Origin of the sequence: Streptococcus mitis subsp. hohhotensis, from assembly GCF_020089495.2 — a bacterium.
GTDB lineage: Bacteria > Bacillota > Bacilli > Lactobacillales > Streptococcaceae > Streptococcus > Streptococcus hohhotensis.
In genome coordinates, this window is sequence record NZ_JAIRCA020000007.1 from 1 (window position 1) to 20,615 (window position 20,615).

A 20,615-nucleotide genomic window follows, 5' to 3' on the forward strand; every position below is an offset into this window, starting at 1 on the left:
CTGGATCAAAACGATAAAGATTATGATATTAAAGCTGAAATTCAAGCTATTTTTACCGAACAAAAAGGAAATTACGGATATCGTCGAATCCATTTAGAATTAAGAAATCGTGGTTATGTGGTCAATCATAAAAGAGTTCAACGCTTGATGGAAGTACTCAATTTACAAGCTAAAATGCGACAGAAACGAAAATATTCTTCTCATAAAGGAGATGTTGGTAAGAAGGCAGAGAATCTCATTCAACGTCAATTTGAAGGCTCTAAAACAATGGAAAAGTGCTACACAGATGTGACAGAATTTGCCATTCCAGCAAGTACTCAAAAGCTTTACTTATCACCAGTTTTAGATGGCTTTAATAGCGAAATTATCGCCTATAATCTTTCAACTTCACCCAACTTAGAACAAGTAAAAACAATGTTGGAACAGGCATTCACAGAGAAGCACTACGAGAATACGATTCTCCATAGTGATCAAGGCTGGCAATATCAACACGATTCTTATCACCAGTTTCTTGAGGGTAAGGGAATTCAAGCATCCATGTCACGTAAGGGTAACAGCCCAGACAATGGTATGATGGAGTCCTTCTTTGGGATTCTGAAATCGGAAATGTTTTACGGTTATGAGAAGTCGTTTCAGTCGCTTAAGCAATTGGAACAAGCTATTGTAGACTATATTGATTACTACAACAATAAACGAATTAAGGTAAAACTAAAAGGACTTAGCCCTGTACAATACAGAACTGAATCCTTCGGATAAATTAATTGTCTAACTTTTTGGGGTCAGTACATCCTCTACAAAGGCTTTTAATTTTTCTAAAGAGATCTTCCGCTTTTTAACGACTCGCTTTTTCCGCTCTAAGTATCCTTGTTCACGTGTTTCTTTTCCCACGTGAAGAGAGTTCTGCCGCCAACATCAAAAACTTTAGCTGCCTCGACATGGCTGTGTCCTTCTTTGATGTAATCTAAATGCCTTAGCTTTATTATAAGCTGCTTATTTTAAACTAAGCAACTATACCATCCAATCTAAAGAATTGTGAAGAGCTACAGTAGTTGTCCCAAAAGTTGTCCCAAATTTCTTCTGAATTTTCTTTGGTTTATTGTTATTTAGTAGACCATCTAGAATACAACAAACAATGGATTTTTGGTGGACATCAATACCACAACACGTTTCAATCATGACTTCCATTATAAAAACCTCCTGTTAACTATTTGAACAATAGAACAAGAGGCTACTAGTAAGATATTTTCATGCTCAAGGCATATTCGAGTTATTTCATGACTCTGGTTCATCCAGTTTTTTGTACAGGCTAGGAAAAGCCCTATTAAACACCACTGATTGGTATTGTTCATCTTCATTATAAGATAAACTTCTTTTTCTGTCATGAGTTAGCAGGCTCTGCCTGCTTAGAGTTTGTTATGAACTTGGTTTGCTTTTTAAAACACGCGATACACATAGGGATTCTCTGGTTTATCGACTTTGGTAAAGCTATCGATTTCCAAGGTTGGGAGGTTTTGTTTGAGTTCTTTATGATAGTGATTGACCAGTTTTCCTTTGGCCGTTATCCAAGTGTTATTTTCATACTGACGGGTATTTCCCTTGGTCAGCAATCCATAGACACCAGAATCCGCGATACAGTGAATAATGCCGAAGCGGAACAGAAATTGACTATTGGCATGACTGGGGTCATTATAGACAAAGCCAGTGAACTGGACTGTCTTGCCCTCAAACTCATCTGGATAGTCGTAGATAGCCTCCATGACTTCCATATAGTTTTCGTTGGTGATCTGAATACTATCTTGCGACAAGTATTTATCCGCCGCGGTTCTCATTTCCTTTTCATAGGCTGATTTTGAAAAATAAGAACTGGTATCTGGTTTCAAATATTGGCTTGTTGTCCCTTCACTTGTCTGAATGGCTTGATCCGTTCCTTCCGATAAGGGGAAATGATAGCCTTTGGCTGAAACGGTCTGAGAATCCAAGCTAACAGTTGGAAAAGTTAAACCGACGACAATAGGAATAGCCAGAAGAGCAACACTAGTAACCTTCGCTAATCGGCTATTCAGATGACTGTGGGTTTTGACTTGCTTCATCCAGATATACAATTGAACGATTGCCAAGATAAAAGAAAGCACCATGGAAATATAGGCTAGATAGGAATAGTGCATGTTGATGTACTGGTTTAATTTTCCGGACAGATGGAGATAAATGGTCAATTCAAAATAGCCAGCTAAAACTAAAAACCGAATCATAGGATGACTCCAATCAAGAGAGCATAGACTAAGACGACAAGAGTTACAATCATTATGAAGTGACTGATAAATCGTGCTTTCAAGTAATTTTTCATCATGAGAATATTTTTGATATCCAGCATTGGGCCAATGACGAGAAAGGCCATAACTGGTGCTAAGCCGAAACTTGAGAGAAGAGAAGCACCGATAAAGGCATCCGCCTCACTACAGAGCGACAGAAGAAAGGCCAAAAGCATCAAGAGCAAGATGGCAAAAAGAGGGGTCGCACTGATAGAAGTCAAAATGCGTGTCGGAACATAGACCTGTATAACAGAGGCAAAGAGACAGCCGAATACCAAATAACGTCCCGTATCAAAAAATTCATCAATTGCTTGCACAAAGACCTGAAAAACTTTTTTTGCAGAGCTCAAGTGAGAAAAATTGTGCTCATGACAGGCCAACCGATTTTCTTTTTGAATTGGTTCTTGCCAGAAAAATCCTAGAAAAATCCCAAGTATCACAGCTACAAGAATGGAACCAAGAGCTCGTAACAGGGCGACGTGGAATGAGTTACCAAAGGCAGAATAGGTCGCAAAGAGAACAATGGGATTGATAACAGGTGCTGTTACAAGAAAGGGAACAGCCGTGTAACTAGGAACCTTCTTTTCCAGGAAACGATTGATAATGGGGACGATTCCACATTCACAAGAAGGGAAAAGTATCCCAACGAAGGTCCCAAAAAAGATTTTCCCCCAACGATTTCGAGGGAGAAAATGATAAACCTTGTCAGGTGTGATATAGACCTCAATCAGCCCTGAGACAATACTTCCTATCAGAACGAAGGGTAGGCCTTCAATGATTATAGAGATAAAAATAGCCCCAGTCTGAAGCACACTAGACGGGAGTTGTTGGAAAGCAGTCATCTAGTTTTTCTTTTCTGCTTTGGCTTTTTTCTCTTTGTCATCAGGGAAAGTGACCTGCTTCAAATCAGGGAGTTTCGCAAACTCTTCAAACATCTTGTCCAAGTCGTCTCGTTTTGTAAATTTTACAGCCATAGGTGTACCTCGATTCTAAATTCTACCTCTATTATACTATTATTTTGAGGAAAAGGGAAAAGTTAAAATTGAGTATCTAACGAATCATAGAGCTTTATAAATCCTGATTAAGTCTGGTAGATTGAGAAAGTTTGACAAAAAAAGTAGATGGTGCTAGAATAACATTAACGAAAGACATTTGAGGGCAGAAAGGTTCCTGCCGCACCTTGAAAAAGGTATCTGAGATGCTGGGTACACCGACCAGCCAAGTGTCCGTTATTTCAAAGGAGGGGCTTAAATGCTCCTTTTTTATTTAAAATTTCAAAATAGATTATCCCCACCGCAGGCTCAGGCTTGTGGTTTTTTATTTGCTCTGAAAATTGATTCGTTAACTTCAACAAATAGCTTTATAAAGCGTTTTGTAAAAAATAAAAACAGTACATTAATCACTAGTCCTTTTGTAAACTATTAGAATTAAATTGCAACCTTCTCAATAAATAGAATATTGAAATGAAGTAAATTTATTCCCCAACTTATATTTTTAAATTGTAAGAGCTAATTTGAAACGTTTAGCTTGTGGTATAATAGATTCATGGATAAAAAATATGAAAAAATCTCCCAAGATTTGGGAGTGACGTTAAAGCAAATTGATACCGTTCTAAGTTTGACAGCTGAAGGGGCGACTATTCCCTTTATCGCGCGTTATCGCAAGGACATGACTGGTAGTCTGGATGAGGTGGCAATTAAGGCTATTATTGACTTGGATAAAAGTCTGACAAACCTCAATGACCGTAAGGAAGCTGTTTTAGCTAAGATTCAAGAACAAGGCAAGTTGACCAAAGAGTTGGAAGAAGCTATCTTAGCTGCCGAAAAATTAGCAGACGTAGAAGAACTCTATCTTCCGTACAAGGAAAAACGTCGAACCAAGGCAACCATTGCCCGTGAAGCCGGACTCTTCCCACTTGCTCGCTTAATCTTGCAAAATGTAGCGGACTTAGAAAAAGAGGCTGAAAAGTTTGTTTGTGAAGGATTTGCGACTGCTAAGGAAGCCTTAGCTGGTGCAGTTGATATCTTGGTTGAAGCCTTATCAGAAGATGTGACCTTGCGTTCCATGACTTATCAGGAAGTGCTGAGACACTCTAAACTCACTTCCCAAGTCAAGGATGAGAGTCTTGATGAAAAGCAGGTTTTTCAGATTTATTATGATTTTTCAGAGACGGTTGGAAATATGCAGGGTTATCGTACCTTGGCTCTCAATCGTGGGGAGAAGCTAGGTGTCTTGAAGGTCGGTTTTGAACATGCGACGGACCGCATTCTTGCCTTCTTTGCAGCTCGTTTCAAGGTAAAAAATACCTATATTGATGAAGTTGTTCAACAGTCAGTTAAGAAAAAAGTCTTGCCTGCTATCGAGCGCCGCATTCGGACAGAATTAACTGAAAAGGCAGAAGAGGGAGCTATTCAACTCTTTTCTGACAATCTGCGCAATCTCCTCTTGGTTGCTCCACTGAAAGGGCGTGTGGTTCTTGGATTTGACCCAGCCTTTCGTACAGGTGCCAAGCTAGCTGTCGTGGATGCAACAGGAAAAATGCTGACAACTCAGGTCATTTATCCTGTCAAACCAGCATCAGCTCGTCAAATCGAAGAAGCCAAGAAAGATTTGACAGATTTGATTGGTCAATACGATGTAGAGATTATAGCCATCGGAAATGGTACTGCTAGTCGTGAAAGTGAAGCCTTTGTGGCGGAAGTTCTGAAAGATTTTCCTGGGGTTAGTTATGTCATCGTAAATGAAAGTGGTGCTTCTGTCTATTCTGCCAGCGAACTTGCTCGTCAGGAATTTCCAGACTTGACCGTTGAAAAACGCTCTGCCATCTCTATCGCCCGTCGTTTGCAAGATCCTCTTGCAGAGTTGGTTAAAATCGATCCTAAGTCAATCGGTGTCGGTCAATACCAACACGATGTCAGTCAGAAGAAACTATCTGAGAGTCTGGACTTTGTTGTGGATACGGTAGTTAACCAAGTCGGTGTCAATGTCAATACAGCCAGCCCAGCACTTCTTTCCCACGTAGCTGGACTCAATAAAACTATCTCTGAAAATATCGTCAAGTACCGTGAGGAAGAAGGAAAAATCACTTCACGCGCCCAAATCAAGAAAGTTCCGCGTCTGGGGGCCAAGGCTTTTGAACAGGCAGCTGGTTTCCTTCGTATCCCTGAAAGTAGCAATATCCTTGATAATACAGGAGTTCACCCAGAAAACTATGCTGCAGTTAAAGAGCTCTTCAAACGCTTGGATATCAAGGACTTGAATGAAGAGGCTCAAGGCAAACTCAAGTCGCTATCAATCAAGGAAATGGCGCAAGAGCTAGACCTTGGTCCAGAAACTCTTAAAGATATCATTGCAGATCTTCTCAAACCAGGTCGAGATTTCCGTGATTCCTTTGATGCACCTGTGCTTCGCCAAGATGTCCTAGATATCAAAGACTTAGTGGTTGGTCAGAAGCTAGAAGGTGTGGTGCGTAACGTCGTTGACTTCGGTGCCTTCGTTGATATCGGGATTCACGAGGACGGATTGATTCATATTTCCCATATGAGTCGCAAATTTATCAAACACCCTAGCCAAGTGGTGTCAGTTGGAGATTTGGTGACCGTTTGGGTCAAGAAAATTGATACTGAACGTGAAAAAGTTAATCTGTCGCTCCTCGCTCCAAATGAAACTGACTGATTACGTCAAGCAAGTTTCGCTAGAAGACTTCGGTAGACCTTTTATCCATCAAGCCCAGTGGAATAGGCGTCTACGTTCGACAGGTGGGCGATTTTTCCCAAAAGATGGGCATTTGGATTTTAATCCCAAGGTTTATCAGGAACTGGGGTTGGACGTTTTTAGGAAAATTGTCCGCCATGAACTCTGTCATTATCACCTTTATTTCCAAGGGAAGGGCTATCAACACAAGGATCGGGATTTTAAGGAACTTTTGAAAGCAGTGGATGGATTACGCTTTGTGCCATCCTTGCCCAATAGCAACTCCAAGCCAATCAAACTCTATCGTTGCCAGTCCTGCCAGCAAAGTTATCATCGCAAGCGAAGGATTGATACCAAACGCTATCGCTGTGGACTTTGTCGAGGTAAATTACTACTGATAAATCAGCCTGAGGACTGATGAAAGCCGAGCCTACCCGTGATATACTAAGTCTAACCTAGTAGAAAGAGGTAAAACCATGAACAGTAAATTTTATAAAATGAGACGAAATCGCATGATTTCAGGAGTTCTGGCAGGTCTAGCAGACAAATGGAACTTTGATGTTACCCTTGTTCGTTTCTTGTTTGCCATTTTTACAGTCGCAAACTTTGGACTTGGTGTGATTATCTATATCATCCTAGCTTCTATCACGCCAACCAAAGAAGAAATCGAAGCAGAAATGTACGGAACAGGCCCACGAAAACGCAAAGAAGCACAAGCAATTGACGATAATGAAGGCTGGTTTTGGTGAGGTTTAACAGGAAATATTTATTATTTGCACTATGTTACTTAAAAGAAGTAGCATAAATGATGAAAATCCCTTGTGGCTATTTAGCTACAAGGGATTTTGGTATTTAATTATAATCTGTTTCGTCTTTAGAAAGCCGAATTACTTGATCAGCCATTTTCCAAATACTAGGATTGTGAGTTGCGATGATAATTGTTCTATTAGCATTACGAAGTTCAAGGAGAATTTCCATAATTTCCTTGGAATTTTTAGGATCTAGTGAGGCGGTTGGTTCATCAGCTAGAATTAAAGGAGGATTTTTTAGGATAATCTTGGCAAGTGCCACGCGTTGAGCTTCACCACCAGATAATTCATAGATTTTTTGGTTGAGACTTAGATAATCCAGTCTTACAGTTTGCAATGCTTGAAGAAGAAGTCTCTCTTTTTCTTGTTTCTTGTTCTTTTTTTTACCAATCATTCCCAGCTCAAGGTTTTCTCGAATGGTCTGACTTTCTAATAGTCCAAAGTTCTGGAAGAGATAGCCAAGTTCGTTACGATAAAATTCCTCATTTTTTATTGAAGTCAAAGGATTTCCTTTGTAAAATATTTCCCCTTTATCGAAAGTCTCTAGTTTTGCTAGCATATTCAGCAAAGTGGTTTTGCCACAACCACTATCTCCTATCAATGCATACACCATACCACTTTGAAAATTAAGACTCAAGTCTGAAAAAATGACACGAGAATCAAATTGTTTCCAAATATGTTGTAATTCAATCATACTATCCTCCTTTGATGATGCTAGCATAAGTTTTACTTTCCTTTTTATCACAGATTTTCAATAGAGAAACAGCTAAACCTGAAAAACTGAGAAATAAAATCAGGGTAATCCAGATATTCTTAGAAATAATGAAAGCTAGACTACTTCCGACAAAGAGAGCTATTATTTGAGAAATGATATATCTGCTATGTAATTCTAAGAAATAATAGCCAGCTATTTTTTTCAAGAATATGGTTTTGCGAAAGGCTTCAAAATAGAGTAAGTTTAAACTTGTAAAAAGTAAAATTGAAGTCAAGATAGCAAAAATACCACTCGCTAAATTACTATAAATTTCGATTTTAATTTTTTGATTTAACTGGAGGTAGGTCTCTCTAGCAAAGGATAATCCTGAAATCATAGGATCAAGTTGATAGTACTTCAAAAGTTCTTGTGTTTGCTGTAAATCGGTAAAATAGAGATATTCTAGATTCGTAAACCAAAATATAGAAGAACCTTTTCCAAGTGCCTTAGGAGAAACTACGATAAAAATAGGGGTTGACAACCATTGATCATAAGAAATATGGGTAGTATTATAAATGAATACATCTTTTTTTTGATCAGTATAAGTTATACTAACTTCGACTCTATGCTTTGTATCACTACTGTATAATCGATTAGTTAAATCTTCTTGTATGTTTTGTTTTATTTGTTCCTCATTTTTCTTTTGTTCTTGAGGTAGTATTACAAGGACCTGTCCATCTTTTAGATTATTGATTTTTTTAAAGGTTTCTGATGTTAACTCTATACCTTCTTTTTTGAAGTAGTCAGGTGTTACATAGAGAATATTTTTCCCTTCCAAGTCATAGGGATTTTGTTCAGAATCATTATGAGTTGAAACAGAATGTTTTATAGCTTGAATAGCGAGATTATGTTTGACTAGAAAGGCATTTCCATTTTCTAAAGAATATTGAATAAAGTCAAACCATTTATTAGCATCCATTTTGAGTTCATCTATATTTTTTCTTTGACTTGAACGACCTGTTTGAAGATTAACAATATTGGAGTGTTGTTTCCAAGTAGCTTGTCCAGCCTCATTTTTCATAAATATATGATGATAAATGGACAAGCGCCCAAATCCTACAATAACTAATAAGATAGACAGAGCTTGACCAAAGTAAAGAATACGTAAAATTGACTTAATTGGTAATTTTCCTTTAATGATAGAGATAAGATGAACTCTTTTCAAAGAAATAGTAAAAAGAAAAGCGATGAGAAGACTTAGCAAGAGAAGCAGGCTATTATAAAAAATAAATAGTATTACTAAAAAAGTCTGAATTTCATAAGGATAGCCTAGGTAAATTACTAAAACACTAGCTATTAGGAAAGCAGGCAAGCCGAAAAGAAGGATATCAAGTCCGTCTCTTATGATAGAACGAAAGAAGAGATTTCTGAGACGTTCTCCATTAATCAGTCTTATTCCTGATTGAGAGAGAGATTGAATCTGTCCGATAACAATAAGTGATAAAAAGGTTAATAAAAAAATGAAAAGACTAGTAAGTTGATTGGGTTGGGCAATGAGGGTCAATACGAAGGAGACTCTATTATTTTCAAATGTGTTAACTTTTTCTAGTCCAAGTTGTTTAAGGTGAATAGCTAATTCTTGATTTGTTAGCGATCCACTGATAATATTGTAATTGTTGAGAAGATTACTTTTATTGATACTTTCTTGACTTGCTTGAGGCATCCAGTCTGGAAGTTTCCCATCTCCAAAAACTTCGTAGTAAGTTTGTGATTTTCCATCACTATCTACTTCCCAAATGGTTCTTGCGATAAGACTATTATGTTCTTTAGCAAGACTATTTAATTCTTCTTTAACGGTAGAATAATCTGCTTGACCGCTTAATACTGCTGCACCTGGGAACAGGATTTGTGGAAGAGAGTCTTTCCAAAAGGACAAAGCACCAATCAGAAAGAGTGCCAGAAGAAGATTGCTGATGAAGAGAAATATACGTTTCATAGGAACCTCTTTCTAAAAAAGAGGGAGATCAACCTCCCTCTTCATTGCAGTTATGCGAATTATAGCTTACTACTTTTTAAAATAAGCACTAAAAAACTAAAGTTTTACAAGGTATCGAAGAAAACCCTTTCACAATTATATTTTACTCCTTTTTTAAAAATAAAACAAGTGATTATAGGACTTCGTATAGTAGATATTTTCAAAAAACTCTCCAATCTTACAAAAATGTGATTTAAAAATACTTTCAACTTAATATTGTTACTGTCCGCTTGACAAAACACTAATTTTATTTATTTCTACCCTAATCAGTCACATCTGAGAATAAAAATCATGTTTTTGAACTCATGTTTCTAATCTATTTTTGTTGCTGAGACAATACATTTTTTGAAAAATGGTGGATGCTGATAACAACTGATAGCCAGCAAATAGCATAAGCAGTAGCTGTAAATTCTGTACCGATAAAGTATGTTTTTTCAACTAAGAGCTGACCGATGAATGGAGAGAGGAGATAGAGAAGTCCGATGAGTATATGTTCTTTGTGTTTCATTAAGGCGCACCTTCTTTCCTTATAGGTAGTTCGATTTGAAAGTGTTGAATTTAATGGTATGTTATCTAGGTAAGCTTACCCAAATGATAGTTCCCACTTCCTCCTTTCCAAAGTAAGCCTTTTCACACTTATATTTTACAATTTTAAAAATAGGAAATCAAATCATTTTCTAAGTAATTTTGCCTACATTTCCCCCAATCTTACAAAAATGTAAGATTAAAGTCCTTTTTGTAAGGTTAGGTTATGGCAAGCGGTCTTTTTTTGATGTAAACTAGACTCATAAAGAATAAAGGAGTAACATCATGAAACAAATCTTACATAAGAAAACAAGAAAACCAAGCCATAAAGATATCGAGCGTGTTCAACTGGGATGCGCTATGATGCAAGCAACATTTCATTTGATGGGATATTAAGAAAGGAGATTCTCATGACACTTTTAGATGTAAAACACGTTCAAAAAATTTATAAAACTCGTTTTCAGGGCAACCAAGTAGAAGCCCTCAAGGATATTCACTTTACCGTCGAAAAGGGGGACTACGTTGCTATCATGGGTGAGTCTGGTTCTGGTAAATCAACTTTGCTCAATATTCTAGCTATGCTTGATAAACCAACACGCGGTCAGGTTTACTTGAATGGAACTGACACCGCAACCATTAAAAATTCACAGGCTTCTAGCTTCCGTCGTGAGAAGTTGGGCTTTGTCTTCCAAGACTTTAACTTGCTAGATACACTGTCTGTCAAGGACAATATCTTGCTTCCGCTTGTCTTGTCAAGAAGACCTATTACGGAGATGATGAAGAAATTGGTGGTGACAGCTGAGAATCTGGGTATCAACCAATTGCAAGAGAAGTACCCTTACGAAATTTCAGGTGGTCAGAAACAGCGTGTAGCAGTAGCCCGCGCCATCATCACAGAACCTGAAATTCTCCTTGCGGACGAGCCAACAGGTGCCCTTGACTCTAAGTCATCTGCAGCTCTTCTTGATGTTTTTGATGAAATCAATGAACGCGGTCAAACCATTCTCATGGTAACCCACTCAACAGCAGCAGCTAGTAGGGCCAAGCGTGTGCTCTTTATCAAGGACGGCATTCTTTACAATCAAATCTACCGTGGAGAGAAGACAGAGCGTCAGATGTTCCAAGAAATTTCTGATACCTTGACTGTCATGGCAAGCGAGGTGAATTAGTATGTTTCGATTAACCAATAAGTTAGCGGTATCGAACTTGATTAAAAACCGCAAACTCTACTATCCTTTTGCACTGGCTGTTCTCTTGGCAGTCACCGTCACCTACCTCTTTTACTCTCTGACCTTCAATCCTAAGATTGCGGAAATTCGTGGAGGGACAACGATTCAGGCTACACTTGGATTTGGTATGTTTGTCGTCACCCTTGCGTCAGCCATTATCGTCCTCTATGCCAATAGTTTCGTCATGAAAAACCGATCCAAGGAGCTAGGGATTTATGGCATGCTGGGTTTAGAGAAGCGTCATCTGATCAGTATGACCTTTAAGGAGTTGGTGCTATTTGGAATTCTAACTGTTGGAGCAGGTATCGGTATTGGAGCCTTATTTGACAAGTTGATTTTCGCCTTCTTACTCAAACTGATGAAATTGAAGGTTGAACTGGTCGCTACCTTCCAGATGAAAGTTGTCATTTCAGTGTTGGTAGTCTTTGGATTGATTTTCCTAGGCCTCATGTTCCTGAATGCCCTACGAATCGCCCGCATGAATGCTCTCCAGCTCTCTCGTGAAAAAGCTAGTGGGGAGAAAAAAGGTCGCTTTCTTCCTCTCCAAACCATTCTTGGATCCATTAGTTTAGGGATTGGATATTATCTTTCCCTTACTGTAAAAGACCCCCTTACAGCCCTAACAACCTTCTTCTTAGCTGTTTTGTTGGTTATCTTTGGTACTTATTTATTATTTAATGCAGGGATTACAGTCTTCCTTCAAATCTTAAAGAAAAATAAGAAATACTATTACCAACCAAATAACCTCATCTCTGTTTCCAACTTGATTTTTCGTATGAAGAAAAATGCAGTTGGACTAGCAACTATCGCTATTTTGTCAACAATGGTTTTGGTAACCATGTCAGCAGCGACAAGCATTTTCAATTCCGCAGAATCCTTTAAAAAAGTTCTAAATCCTCATGATTTTGGAGTTTCAGGGCAAAATGTTGAAAAAGAAGACTTGGACAAACTCTTGAGCCAGTTTGCAAGTGACAAAGGTTATAAGATTAAAGAGAAAGAAGTGCTTCGTTACACTTACTTTGGTGTTGCGGCCCAAGAAGGAAATAAGTTAACCCTTTTTGAAAAAGGACAAAATCGTGTCCAACCCACAACAGTTTTCATGGTATTTGACCAAAAAGATTATGAAAATATGACTGGTCAAAAACTGTCTCTATCAGGAAATGAGGTCGGACTCTTTGCAAAGAATGAGGGAGTTAAAGAACAGAAAACTCTAACTCTGAATGATCATCAATTTTCTGTCAAAGAAGAATTTAATACAGATTTTATTGTCAACCATGTCCCAAATCAGTTTAATATTTTGACTGCTGATTACAATTACCTTGTTGTACCTAATTTACAAGCCTTTTTGGATCAATTCCCAGATTCGGCTATCTATAATCAGTTTTACGGTGGCATAAATGTAAATGCCAGTGAAGAAGAACAACTCAAGGTCGCTGAGGAGTATGATAAATACCTCGATCAATTTAATGCTCAATTAAACACTGAAGGTAGCTATGTTTATGGTAGTAATTTATCAGATGCTAGTACTCAGATGAGTGCCCTATTTGGTGGTGTCTTCTTTATCGGTATTTTCCTATCCATTATCTTTATGGTCGGAACCGTTCTGGTCATCTACTACAAACAAATTTCTGAAGGCTACGAAGACCGTGAGCGCTTTATTATCTTGCAGAAAGTCGGTTTGGATCAAAAGCAAATCAAGCAAACCATCAACAAACAGGTTTTAACTGTATTCTTCCTTCCTTTGCTCTTTGCCTTCCTACATCTAGCCTTTGCCTACCATATGCTTAGTCTGATTTTAAAAGTAATTGGTGTACTGGATACGACTATGATGTTGACTGTAACCTTGTCTATCTGCGCTATCTTCCTCATCGCCTATGTGCTGATTTTCATGATTACTTCAAGAAGCTATCGCAAGATTGTGCAAATGTAAAAAAAAAGATACCTCGACTTCAAAATCGAGGTATTTCTTGTATTTTATACTCAATGAAAATCAAAGAGCAAACTAGGAAGCTAGCCGCAGGTTGCTCAAAGCACTGCTTTGAGGTTGCAGATAGAACTGACGAAGTCAGTAACCATATATACGGCAAGGCGAAGCTGACGTGGTTTGAAGAGATTTTCGAAGAGTATTAAATGCTGAAAAGTTGTCCAAGTAAGAAGGTAACTCCCATAGTTAAGAGACCAATAGCAAGGTTCCGAATCATAGCTGTTTTGGTTGGTGCTTTTCCAAGTTTGGCGCTTGTGTATCCAGTGAGAAGAAGGGCCACACCGACGATAAGGACAGTAGCAGGGATGCGGTAGTCACTTGGGAAAATGGTCACTGAGAGCATTGGAGGCAAACTTCCAAGGAAAAAGGCAACAAAGCTGGAAATGGCAGCGTGCCAAGGATTGGTAAACTCTTCATACTCTATCCCATATTTTTCCTCTACCAAAGCCTTGAGTGGATTTTTAAGAAAGGCCTTGTTGGTCAAGAGTTGAGCAGAGGTTTCACATTCTCCATTTTGGATATAGGCAGCATAGAGAGAATTTTTGGCTAATTCCATATCTTGGTCTAGCAAGAGTTGCTCACGCGCAACGGCTGCTTCCTCGGTATCTTTTTGAGTTGAAACAGATACATATTCTCCACCAGCCATTGAAAAGGCACCTGCTAAAATCGCCGCAAATCCTGATAAAAAGATAATCCAGATATTACTCGTAGCACTAGCAACCCCGATAACCACACCAGCAATGGAAATAATTCCATCATTGGCACCAAGAACACCCGCACGCAGGATATTTAAACGACCTGCAAAATTTGAATCGATTTCGTGATTTGTTTCTGACATACTATTCTCCTTTTTATCCAGTATAAAGGAAAAATATAGGGAAATCAATCTTTTAAAAGTATCTGAAAAAAGTTGCACGATTTTAATGATATAAAAATGTCGACATCTTCTCTAATAGATCAAACACCGAGGGTAAAGTGTATAGAATATCATAAAGAATTTTAAATTAAATATGAAAATCATTTTGTTCACTTTATAATCGTTTACAAGAAAATATTTATCGATATTTTTACATAAACTAAACAATTTGCGAACATATTTTTGTTTTTTATCAAAAAATGCTTTACAAGTTCTTAAAAACATGTTATAGTAATAAAGCTTAGAAAATGAGATGATGTTTTCTAGCAAATATAAACCCGAGTAAAAAATGCCTACGGACAGGCAGGGTTGAATGCCGAAGCGTGGTTGAAAAACCACATTATTGATAGGGTTAAAAGCCTACTTTTATAAGTTGATGTTAGGACGTTTGTCCTAATTCATAAATTTTTAGTGTGGTGAAAGCACACGTCATCTTGTGAAACGATCAATAAAGTACGTAATATTTGCTACTAGAGAGTTAGGAAACATCAGGAACAGACATACTCAAAAGAAACAAACATAAAAACGTCAGAAGATTGCAGAGCAGGTGAAAACCTGCTCTTTTTTCATGAGTCAACCTTTAGTTCCTTAGTTTTCATAAGGTCCTAAAAATATTGAAAGGAGTATGTCTTGAAAGAGTTAGATCAAAACCAAGCCCCAATTTATGAGGCCTTGGTGAAGTTACGCAAGAAAAGGATTGTTCCCTTTGATGTTCCAGGTCACAAGCGTGGACGGGGAAATCCAGAACTTGTCGAACTGCTAGGTGAAAAATGTGTTGGCATTGATGTCAATTCGATGAAACCCTTGGATAATCTTGGCCATCCTATTTCGATTATTAGAGATGCAGAGGAGCTGGCTGCAGATGCTTTTGGGGCTAGCCATGCTTTTCTCATGATTGGTGGAACAACCTCATCGGTGCAGACTATGATTCTGTCAACCTGCAAGGCTGGAGATAAGATTATTCTGCCACGTAATGTCCACAAATCTGCTATTAATGCGTTGGTTCTATGCGGTGCTATTCCCATCTATATCGAGATGAGTGTAAATCCTAAGATTGGTATCGCTTTAGGTCTTGAAAATGACCGAGTAGCACAGGCCATAAAGGACCATCCAGATGCTAAGGCCATTTTGATTAACAATCCTACTTACTACGGAATCTGTTCAGACCTAAAGGGGTTGACAGAAATGGCTCATGAAGCTGGTATGATGGTTTTAGTAGATGAAGCCCACGGAGCACATTTGCATTTTACTGATAAACTTCCAATTTCTGCTATGGATGCAGGGGCTGATATGGCGGCGGTTTCTATGCATAAGTCTGGTGGGAGTTTGACCCAAAGTTCGATTCTGTTAATTGGAGAGCAGATGAATCCTGAGTACGTTCGTCAGATAATCAACCTGACCCAGTCAACATCCGCCTCTTACTTGTTGATGGCTAGTTTGGATATTTCACGTCGCAATTTGGCCCTTCGTGGTAAAGAATCCTTTGAGAAGGTTATTGAACTATCAGAGTATGCTCGTCGTGAAATCAATGCTATCGGTGGATACTATGCCTACTCAAAAGAGTTAATAGACGGAGTGTCGGTTTGCGATTTTGATGTGACCAAGTTGTCAGTTTACACTCAGGGTATTGGCTTAACAGGTATCGAGGTTTATGACCTCCTACGAGACGAATACGACATTCAGATCGAGTTTGGTGATATTGGCAATATCTTGGCCTATATTTCGATTGGTGACCGCATCCAAGACATCGAGCGCTTGGTTGGTGCTCTTGCTGATATCAAGAGACTCTATTCACGAGATGGGAAGGACTTGATAGCTGGAGAATATATTCAGCCTGAGCTAGTCCTGTCTCCTCAGGAAGCCTTCTATTCAGAAAGAAAAAGTTTAACCTTGGATGAGTCTGTTGGACAGGTCTGTGGGGAATTTGTCATGTGCTATCCTCCAGGGATTCCTATCTTGGCTCCTGGTGAACGCATTACACGTGAAATTGTAGACTATATCCAATTTGCCAAGGAACGTGGTTGCTCCCTTCAAGGGACGGAAGATCCTGAGGTCAATCATATCAATGTCATTAAGAGAAAGGAGAACTAGATGGATTTATGGTTTTCTGAAGTTCATACTCCAGATGTCAAATTGTCCCTGAGAACAGCCAAGCAACTCTATGCTGGAAAAAGTGAATGGCAGGATATCGAGGTTCTTGACACTCCCGCTTTTGGAAAGATTTTGATTTTAAATGGGCATGTTTTGTTCTCAGATGCGGATGATTTTGTCTACAACGAAATGACGGTTCACGTTCCCATGGCTGTCCACCCAAATCCCAAGAAAGTATTGGTTATTGGGGGTGGTGATGGAGGTGTTGCCCAAGTATTAACACTTTATCCTGAACTGGAACAAATCGATATTGTAGAACCTGATGAAATGTTGGTCGAGGTTTGTCGTGAGTATTTTCCAGATTTTGCTGCGGGACTTGATGACCCTCGTGTTACCATTTACTATCAAAATGGGCTACGCTTTTTGCGAAACTGTGAAGATGACTATGATATTATCATCAACGATGCGACAGATCCATTTGGACATACGGAAGGGCTCTTTACCAAGGAATTTTACGGTAACAGTTATAGAGCCTTGAAAGAAGACGGTATCATGATTTACCAGCATGGGAGTCCCTTCTTTGATGAGGATGAGTCAGCTTGCCGAAGCATGCACCGCAAGGTCAATCAAGCCTTTCCAATCAGTCGGGTTTATCAGGCCCATATTCCAACTAGCCCAGCTGGCTATTGGTTGTTTGGATTTGCATCGAAAAAATACCACCCTGTCAAAGATTTTGATAAGGAAGGCTGGAAAAAACGCCAGCTTTTCACAGAATACTACACTGCAAACTTACACGTGGGAGCCTTTATGTTGCCCAAGTATGTTGAGGACATTTTAGAAGAAGAGGAAGGAAAAAAATGAGTCGTTTATTAGTTATTGGATGTGGGGGCGTTGCCCAAGTTGCTATTTCAAAGATTTGCCAAGATAGCGAAACATTTACAGAAATTATGATTGCTAGCCGTACCAAGTCAAAATGTGATGACTTGAAGGCTAAGCTAGAAGGCAAAACAAGTACAAAAATTGAAACTGCAGCACTTGACGCTGACAAGGTAGAAGAGGTCATTACCTTGATTGAAAGCTACAAGCCAGAAGCTGTTTTGAACGTAGCTCTGCCTTATCAAGATTTAACCATTATGGATGCTTGTTTGGCTACAGGTGTCCACTATATCGATACAGCTAACTACGAGGCAGAGGATACAGAAGACCCTGAGTGGCGTGCTATCTATGAGAAACGTTGTAAGGAACTTGGATTTACTGCCTACTTTGACTACTCATGGCAATGGGCTTATCAGGAAAAATTCAAAGAAGCAGGTTTGACTGCTCTGCTTGGTTCTGGTTTTGATCCAGGTGTGACTAGTGTCTTTTCAGCCTATGCCCTCAAACACTATTTTGATGAAATCCATTATATCGACATTTTAGACTGTAATGGTGGTGACCACGGTTATCCATTTGCGACAAACTTTAACCCAGAAATCAATCTCCGCGAGGTTTCTGCGCCAGGTTCTTACTGGGAAGATGGGAAATGGGTTGAGGTTGAAGCCATGTCTATCAAGCGTGAGTACGATTTCCCTCAAGTTGGACAAAAAGATATGTATCTCCTTCACCATGAAGAAATTGAATCATTGGCCAAGAACATTCCAGGTGTCAAACGCATTCGTTTCTTTATGACTTTTGGTCAATCATACTTGACGCACATGAAATGCTTGGAAAATGTCGGTCTCCTTCGTACGGATGCCATTAACTTTAACGGCCAAGAAATTGTTCCAATTCAATTTTTGAAAGCCTTGCTTCCAGATCCAGCCAGCCTTGGTCCACGCACGGTTGGTAAAACCAATATCGGTTGTATCTTTACAGGTGTCAAAGATGGTGTTGAAAAGACCATTTACATCTACAATGTTTGCGACCATCAGGAATGTTACGCAGAAGTTGGTTCACAAGCCATTTCTTACACGACTGGCGTTCCAGCCATGATTGGGACAAAATTGGTTATGAACGGTACTTGGAAACAAGCTGGAGTGTATAACCTTGAAGAATTGGATCCAGATCCATTTATGGAAGCTTTGAATGAGTATGGTTTGCCATGGGTTGTGGTTGAGAATCCACAAATGGTGGACTAATGAAGCTAGAACAAGTACCAACACCAGCCTATGTTATTGACTTAGCCAAGTTAGAAGCCAACTGCCGCATTTTACAATATGTACAAGAAGAGGCTGGTTGCAAGGTTTTGCTTGCCCAGAAGGCATATTCTTTTTACAAGACCTATCCCTTGATTAGTCGCTATCTATCAGGGACTACTGCCAGTGGTCTCTACGAGGCCAAGCTAGCTAGAGAGGAGTTTCAAGGGGAAGTCCATGTATTTGCACCTGCTTTCAAGGATGCAGACTTGGAGGAATTGCTTAAGATAACAGACCATATCGTCTTTAACTCTGAGAGACAATTGCGTAAACATGGGGCCCGTTGTCGAGATGTTGGTATCAGTGTTGGTTTGCGCCTCAACCCTCAGTGTTCAACTCAAGGAGATCACGCTCTCTATGATCCTTGCGCCCCTGGCTCCCGTTTCGGAGTTACTCTAGATAAAATACCAAGTGATTTGCTGGATTTGGTTGACGGACTACATTTTCATACTCTTTGCGAGCAGGGAGCAGATGATTTAGAGACAACTTTGAAAGCTGTAGAAGCACAGTTTGGTTCGTACTTACATGAGGTCAAATGGCTCAATATGGGGGGCGGACACCACATCACAAGAGAAGGTTACGATGTGGATTTGCTGATTTCTGAGATCAAGCGTATCCGAGAAACTTACAATCTTGAACTCTATATCGAGCCGGGTGAAGCCATTGCACTCAATGCGGGTTATCTAGCAACTGAGGTATTAGATATTGTAGAAAACGGTATGGAAATCTTGGTTTTAGATGCCTCTGCGACTTGCCATATGCCTGATGTACTTGAGATGCCCTATCGTCCACCTTTGAGAAATGGCTTTGAGGCACAGGAAAAAGCCCATACCTACAGACTTTCTTCTAATACTTGTCTGACGGGCGATGTGATTGGTGATTATAGCTTTGAAAATCCAGTTGAGATTGGAGATAGACTTTATTTCGAAGACATGGCCATTTATTCTTTTGTCAAAAATAATACCTTTAATGGTATTGGATTGCCAAGTCTCTATCTCATGGACGAACAGGGAGACTGTAGCTTGGTCAAAGCCTTTGGCTATCAAGATTTTAAAGGGAGATTATCATGATGGAAAGTCCCAAAAAATTAGGCTATCGTATGCCAGCAGAGTACGAACCCCATCATGGTACCCTCATGATATGGCCGACTCGACCAGGTTCATGGCCCTTTCAAGGTAAGGCAGCTAAAAAGGCTTTTAGCCAGATTATCAAAACCATAGCAGAAGGGGAAACAGTTTATCTCTTGGTGGAGCAAGACTATCTATCTGAAGCCCAAGACTACCTTGGAGATAGCGTTATTTATCTAGACATTCCCACCAATGATGCCTGGGTGCGTGATACAGGTCCGACCATTCTCCTCAATGATAAAAGAGAAAAGTTGGCAGTAGATTGGGCTTTCAATGCTTGGGGTGGGGATGTGGACGGTCTCTACCAAGACTATGAAGCCGATGATCAAGTAGCCAGTCGTTTTGCTGAGTCATTGGAAATGCCTGTTTACGATGCTAAGCCTTTTGTACTGGAAGGAGGCGCAATCCATAGCGATGGGCAAGGAACCATTCTCGTAACTGAAAGTTGCTTGCTTAGTCCTGGTCGCAATCCTAACCTGACTAAAGAGGAAATCGAGAATACCTTATTAGAGAGCCTTGGAGCTGAAAAAGTTATCTGGCTTCCTTATGGTATTTATCAGGATGAAACTAATGAACACGTTGATAATGTTGCAGCCTTCGTTGGTCCTGCTGAGCTTGTCTTGGCTTGGACGGACGACGAAAGCGATCCCCAGTATGCCATGTCAAAAGCAGATCTCGAACTCTTAGAGCAAGAAACAGATGCAAAAGGTCGTCACTTCACCATTCATAAATTGCCTATCCCTGCAGTTCGACAAGTTGTGACAGAAGAAGATCTTCCTGGTTATTCCTACGAAGAAGGAGAAGAAGAGCGATACGCAGGTGAAAGGCTTGCTGCTTCCTATGTCAATTTCTATATTGCTAACAAGGCAGTCCTTGTTCCCCAGTTTCAAGATAAAAACGATCAAGTAGCCTTAGATATCCTCAGTAAGTGTTTCCCAGACCGTAAAGTTGTCGGAATACCAGCCAGAGATATTCTCTTAGGTGGTGGAAATATTCACTGTATCACCCAACAAATCCCAGAATAGGAGA

The 20,615-nt window shown here is 39.4% G+C and carries 19 protein-coding genes and 1 pseudogene; 11 read left to right on the forward strand and 9 right to left on the reverse strand.

Annotation, left to right across the window (positions count from 1 at the left end):
- Nucleotides 1-756 (forward strand): IS3 family transposase (locus K4Z77_RS04040; RefSeq protein ID WP_224218528.1); only part of this gene is annotated, 756 nt, incomplete at its 5' end.
- Between the two features lie 33 nt (nucleotides 757-789).
- Here K4Z77_RS04040 and K4Z77_RS04045 read toward each other — a convergent pair.
- The 5 genes and pseudogenes from K4Z77_RS04045 to K4Z77_RS04065 form a co-directional block, all read right to left on the reverse strand.
- Nucleotides 790-983, reverse strand: a pseudogene (locus tag K4Z77_RS04045) (IS630 transposase-related protein); the annotation flags it as partial.
- A gap of 25 nt (nucleotides 984-1,008) precedes the next feature.
- Nucleotides 1,009-1,185: a hypothetical protein gene (locus tag K4Z77_RS04050; protein ID WP_224218529.1), complete on the reverse strand. Its 177-nt coding sequence runs from the start codon at nucleotides 1,183-1,185 to the stop codon at nucleotides 1,009-1,011.
- A 248-nt stretch (nucleotides 1,186-1,433) separates the two neighbouring features.
- A complete protein-coding gene (locus K4Z77_RS04055) occupies nucleotides 1,434-2,249 on the reverse strand; it encodes a TIGR03943 family putative permease subunit (RefSeq protein ID WP_060805517.1) in 816 nt (271 codons plus the stop codon).
- Nucleotides 2,246-3,151, reverse strand: coding sequence for a permease (locus tag K4Z77_RS04060; protein WP_224218530.1), 906 nt, complete (start codon nucleotides 3,149-3,151; stop codon nucleotides 2,246-2,248). Before K4Z77_RS04060 ends, K4Z77_RS04055 begins: the two co-directional genes overlap by 4 nt.
- Nucleotides 3,152-3,283: an SPJ_0845 family protein gene (locus tag K4Z77_RS04065; RefSeq protein ID WP_000268685.1), complete on the reverse strand. Its 132-nt coding sequence runs from the start codon at nucleotides 3,281-3,283 to the stop codon at nucleotides 3,152-3,154.
- Between the two features lie 571 nt (nucleotides 3,284-3,854).
- On the opposite strand from K4Z77_RS04065, the gene K4Z77_RS04070 reads away from it, so the two are divergent.
- Genes K4Z77_RS04070 through K4Z77_RS04080 form a run of 3 tightly spaced genes read left to right on the forward strand, consistent with a single transcriptional unit; the run spans nucleotide 3,855 to nucleotide 6,751 of the window.
- Entirely contained in the window at nucleotides 3,855-5,984 is a 2,130-nt protein-coding gene (locus tag K4Z77_RS04070; RefSeq protein WP_224218531.1) for a Tex family protein, read from the forward strand.
- Nucleotides 5,971-6,420: a SprT family protein gene (locus K4Z77_RS04075; protein WP_153193420.1), complete on the forward strand. Its 450-nt coding sequence runs from the start codon at nucleotides 5,971-5,973 to the stop codon at nucleotides 6,418-6,420. The genes K4Z77_RS04070 and K4Z77_RS04075 overlap by 14 nt, the downstream gene beginning before the upstream one ends.
- A 58-nt stretch (nucleotides 6,421-6,478) precedes the next feature.
- Entirely contained in the window at nucleotides 6,479-6,751 is a 273-nt protein-coding gene (locus K4Z77_RS04080) for a PspC domain-containing protein (protein ID WP_224218532.1), read from the forward strand.
- A gap of 103 nt (nucleotides 6,752-6,854) precedes the next feature.
- On the opposite strand, the gene K4Z77_RS04085 is transcribed toward K4Z77_RS04080, so the two are convergent.
- From K4Z77_RS04085 to K4Z77_RS04095, 3 genes are all read right to left on the reverse strand, one after another.
- Nucleotides 6,855-7,505 carry an ABC transporter ATP-binding protein gene (locus K4Z77_RS04085; protein ID WP_224218533.1) on the reverse strand — a complete coding sequence of 217 codons (651 nt, stop codon included), beginning with the start codon at nucleotides 7,503-7,505 and terminating at the stop codon, nucleotides 6,855-6,857.
- Between the two features lies 1 nt (nucleotide 7,506).
- Nucleotides 7,507-9,501 (reverse strand): DUF1430 domain-containing protein, encoded by a 1,995-nt coding sequence (locus tag K4Z77_RS04090; RefSeq protein ID WP_224218534.1) that lies wholly within the window; start codon nucleotides 9,499-9,501, stop codon nucleotides 7,507-7,509.
- Between the two features lie 355 nt (nucleotides 9,502-9,856).
- Nucleotides 9,857-10,048 (reverse strand): hypothetical protein, encoded by a 192-nt coding sequence (locus K4Z77_RS04095; protein ID WP_050105956.1) that lies wholly within the window; start codon nucleotides 10,046-10,048, stop codon nucleotides 9,857-9,859.
- A gap of 427 nt (nucleotides 10,049-10,475) precedes the next feature.
- Here K4Z77_RS04095 and K4Z77_RS04100 point away from each other — a divergent pair, with 427 nt between their 5' ends.
- Together K4Z77_RS04100 and K4Z77_RS04105 are read left to right on the forward strand one after the other, a co-directional pair.
- Nucleotides 10,476-11,234 (forward strand): ABC transporter ATP-binding protein, encoded by a 759-nt coding sequence (locus K4Z77_RS04100; protein WP_000173372.1) that lies wholly within the window; start codon nucleotides 10,476-10,478, stop codon nucleotides 11,232-11,234.
- Between the two features lies 1 nt (nucleotide 11,235).
- A complete protein-coding gene (locus K4Z77_RS04105) occupies nucleotides 11,236-13,224 on the forward strand; it encodes an ABC transporter permease (protein ID WP_224218535.1) in 1,989 nt (662 codons plus the stop codon).
- 196 nt (nucleotides 13,225-13,420) lie between these two features.
- On the opposite strand, the gene K4Z77_RS04110 is transcribed toward K4Z77_RS04105, so the two are convergent.
- On the reverse strand, nucleotides 13,421-14,116 hold the full coding sequence (locus K4Z77_RS04110) for a VIT1/CCC1 transporter family protein (RefSeq protein ID WP_224218536.1): 696 nt from the start codon (nucleotides 14,114-14,116) through the stop codon (nucleotides 13,421-13,423).
- Nucleotides 14,117-14,824: 708 nt separating this feature from the next.
- Between K4Z77_RS04110 and K4Z77_RS04115 the strand changes: the two genes are divergently transcribed.
- From K4Z77_RS04115 to aguA, 5 genes are read left to right on the forward strand one after another with little or no spacing between them, the layout of a single operon-like run.
- Entirely contained in the window at nucleotides 14,825-16,285 is a 1,461-nt protein-coding gene (locus tag K4Z77_RS04115) for an aminotransferase class I/II-fold pyridoxal phosphate-dependent enzyme (RefSeq protein ID WP_224218537.1), read from the forward strand.
- Nucleotides 16,286-17,146 (forward strand): polyamine aminopropyltransferase, encoded by an 861-nt coding sequence (gene speE / locus K4Z77_RS04120; RefSeq protein ID WP_000366713.1) that lies wholly within the window; start codon nucleotides 16,286-16,288, stop codon nucleotides 17,144-17,146. It begins immediately after the preceding gene.
- Nucleotides 17,143-18,402 carry a saccharopine dehydrogenase C-terminal domain-containing protein gene (locus K4Z77_RS04125; protein ID WP_153226186.1) on the forward strand — a complete coding sequence of 420 codons (1,260 nt, stop codon included), beginning with the start codon at nucleotides 17,143-17,145 and terminating at the stop codon, nucleotides 18,400-18,402. The genes speE and K4Z77_RS04125 overlap by 4 nt, the downstream gene beginning before the upstream one ends.
- The gene (nspC, locus tag K4Z77_RS04130; protein WP_224218538.1) at nucleotides 18,402-19,529 is read left to right on the forward strand and encodes a carboxynorspermidine decarboxylase; all 1,128 of its coding nucleotides are present in this window, start codon (nucleotides 18,402-18,404) and stop codon (nucleotides 19,527-19,529) included. Before K4Z77_RS04125 ends, nspC begins: the two co-directional genes overlap by 1 nt.
- Nucleotides 19,526-20,611, forward strand: a complete 1,086-nt coding sequence (aguA, locus tag K4Z77_RS04135; protein WP_224218539.1) for an agmatine deiminase — start codon at nucleotides 19,526-19,528, stop codon at nucleotides 20,609-20,611. Before nspC ends, aguA begins: the two co-directional genes overlap by 4 nt.
- Nucleotides 20,612-20,615: the final 4 nt, after the last annotated feature.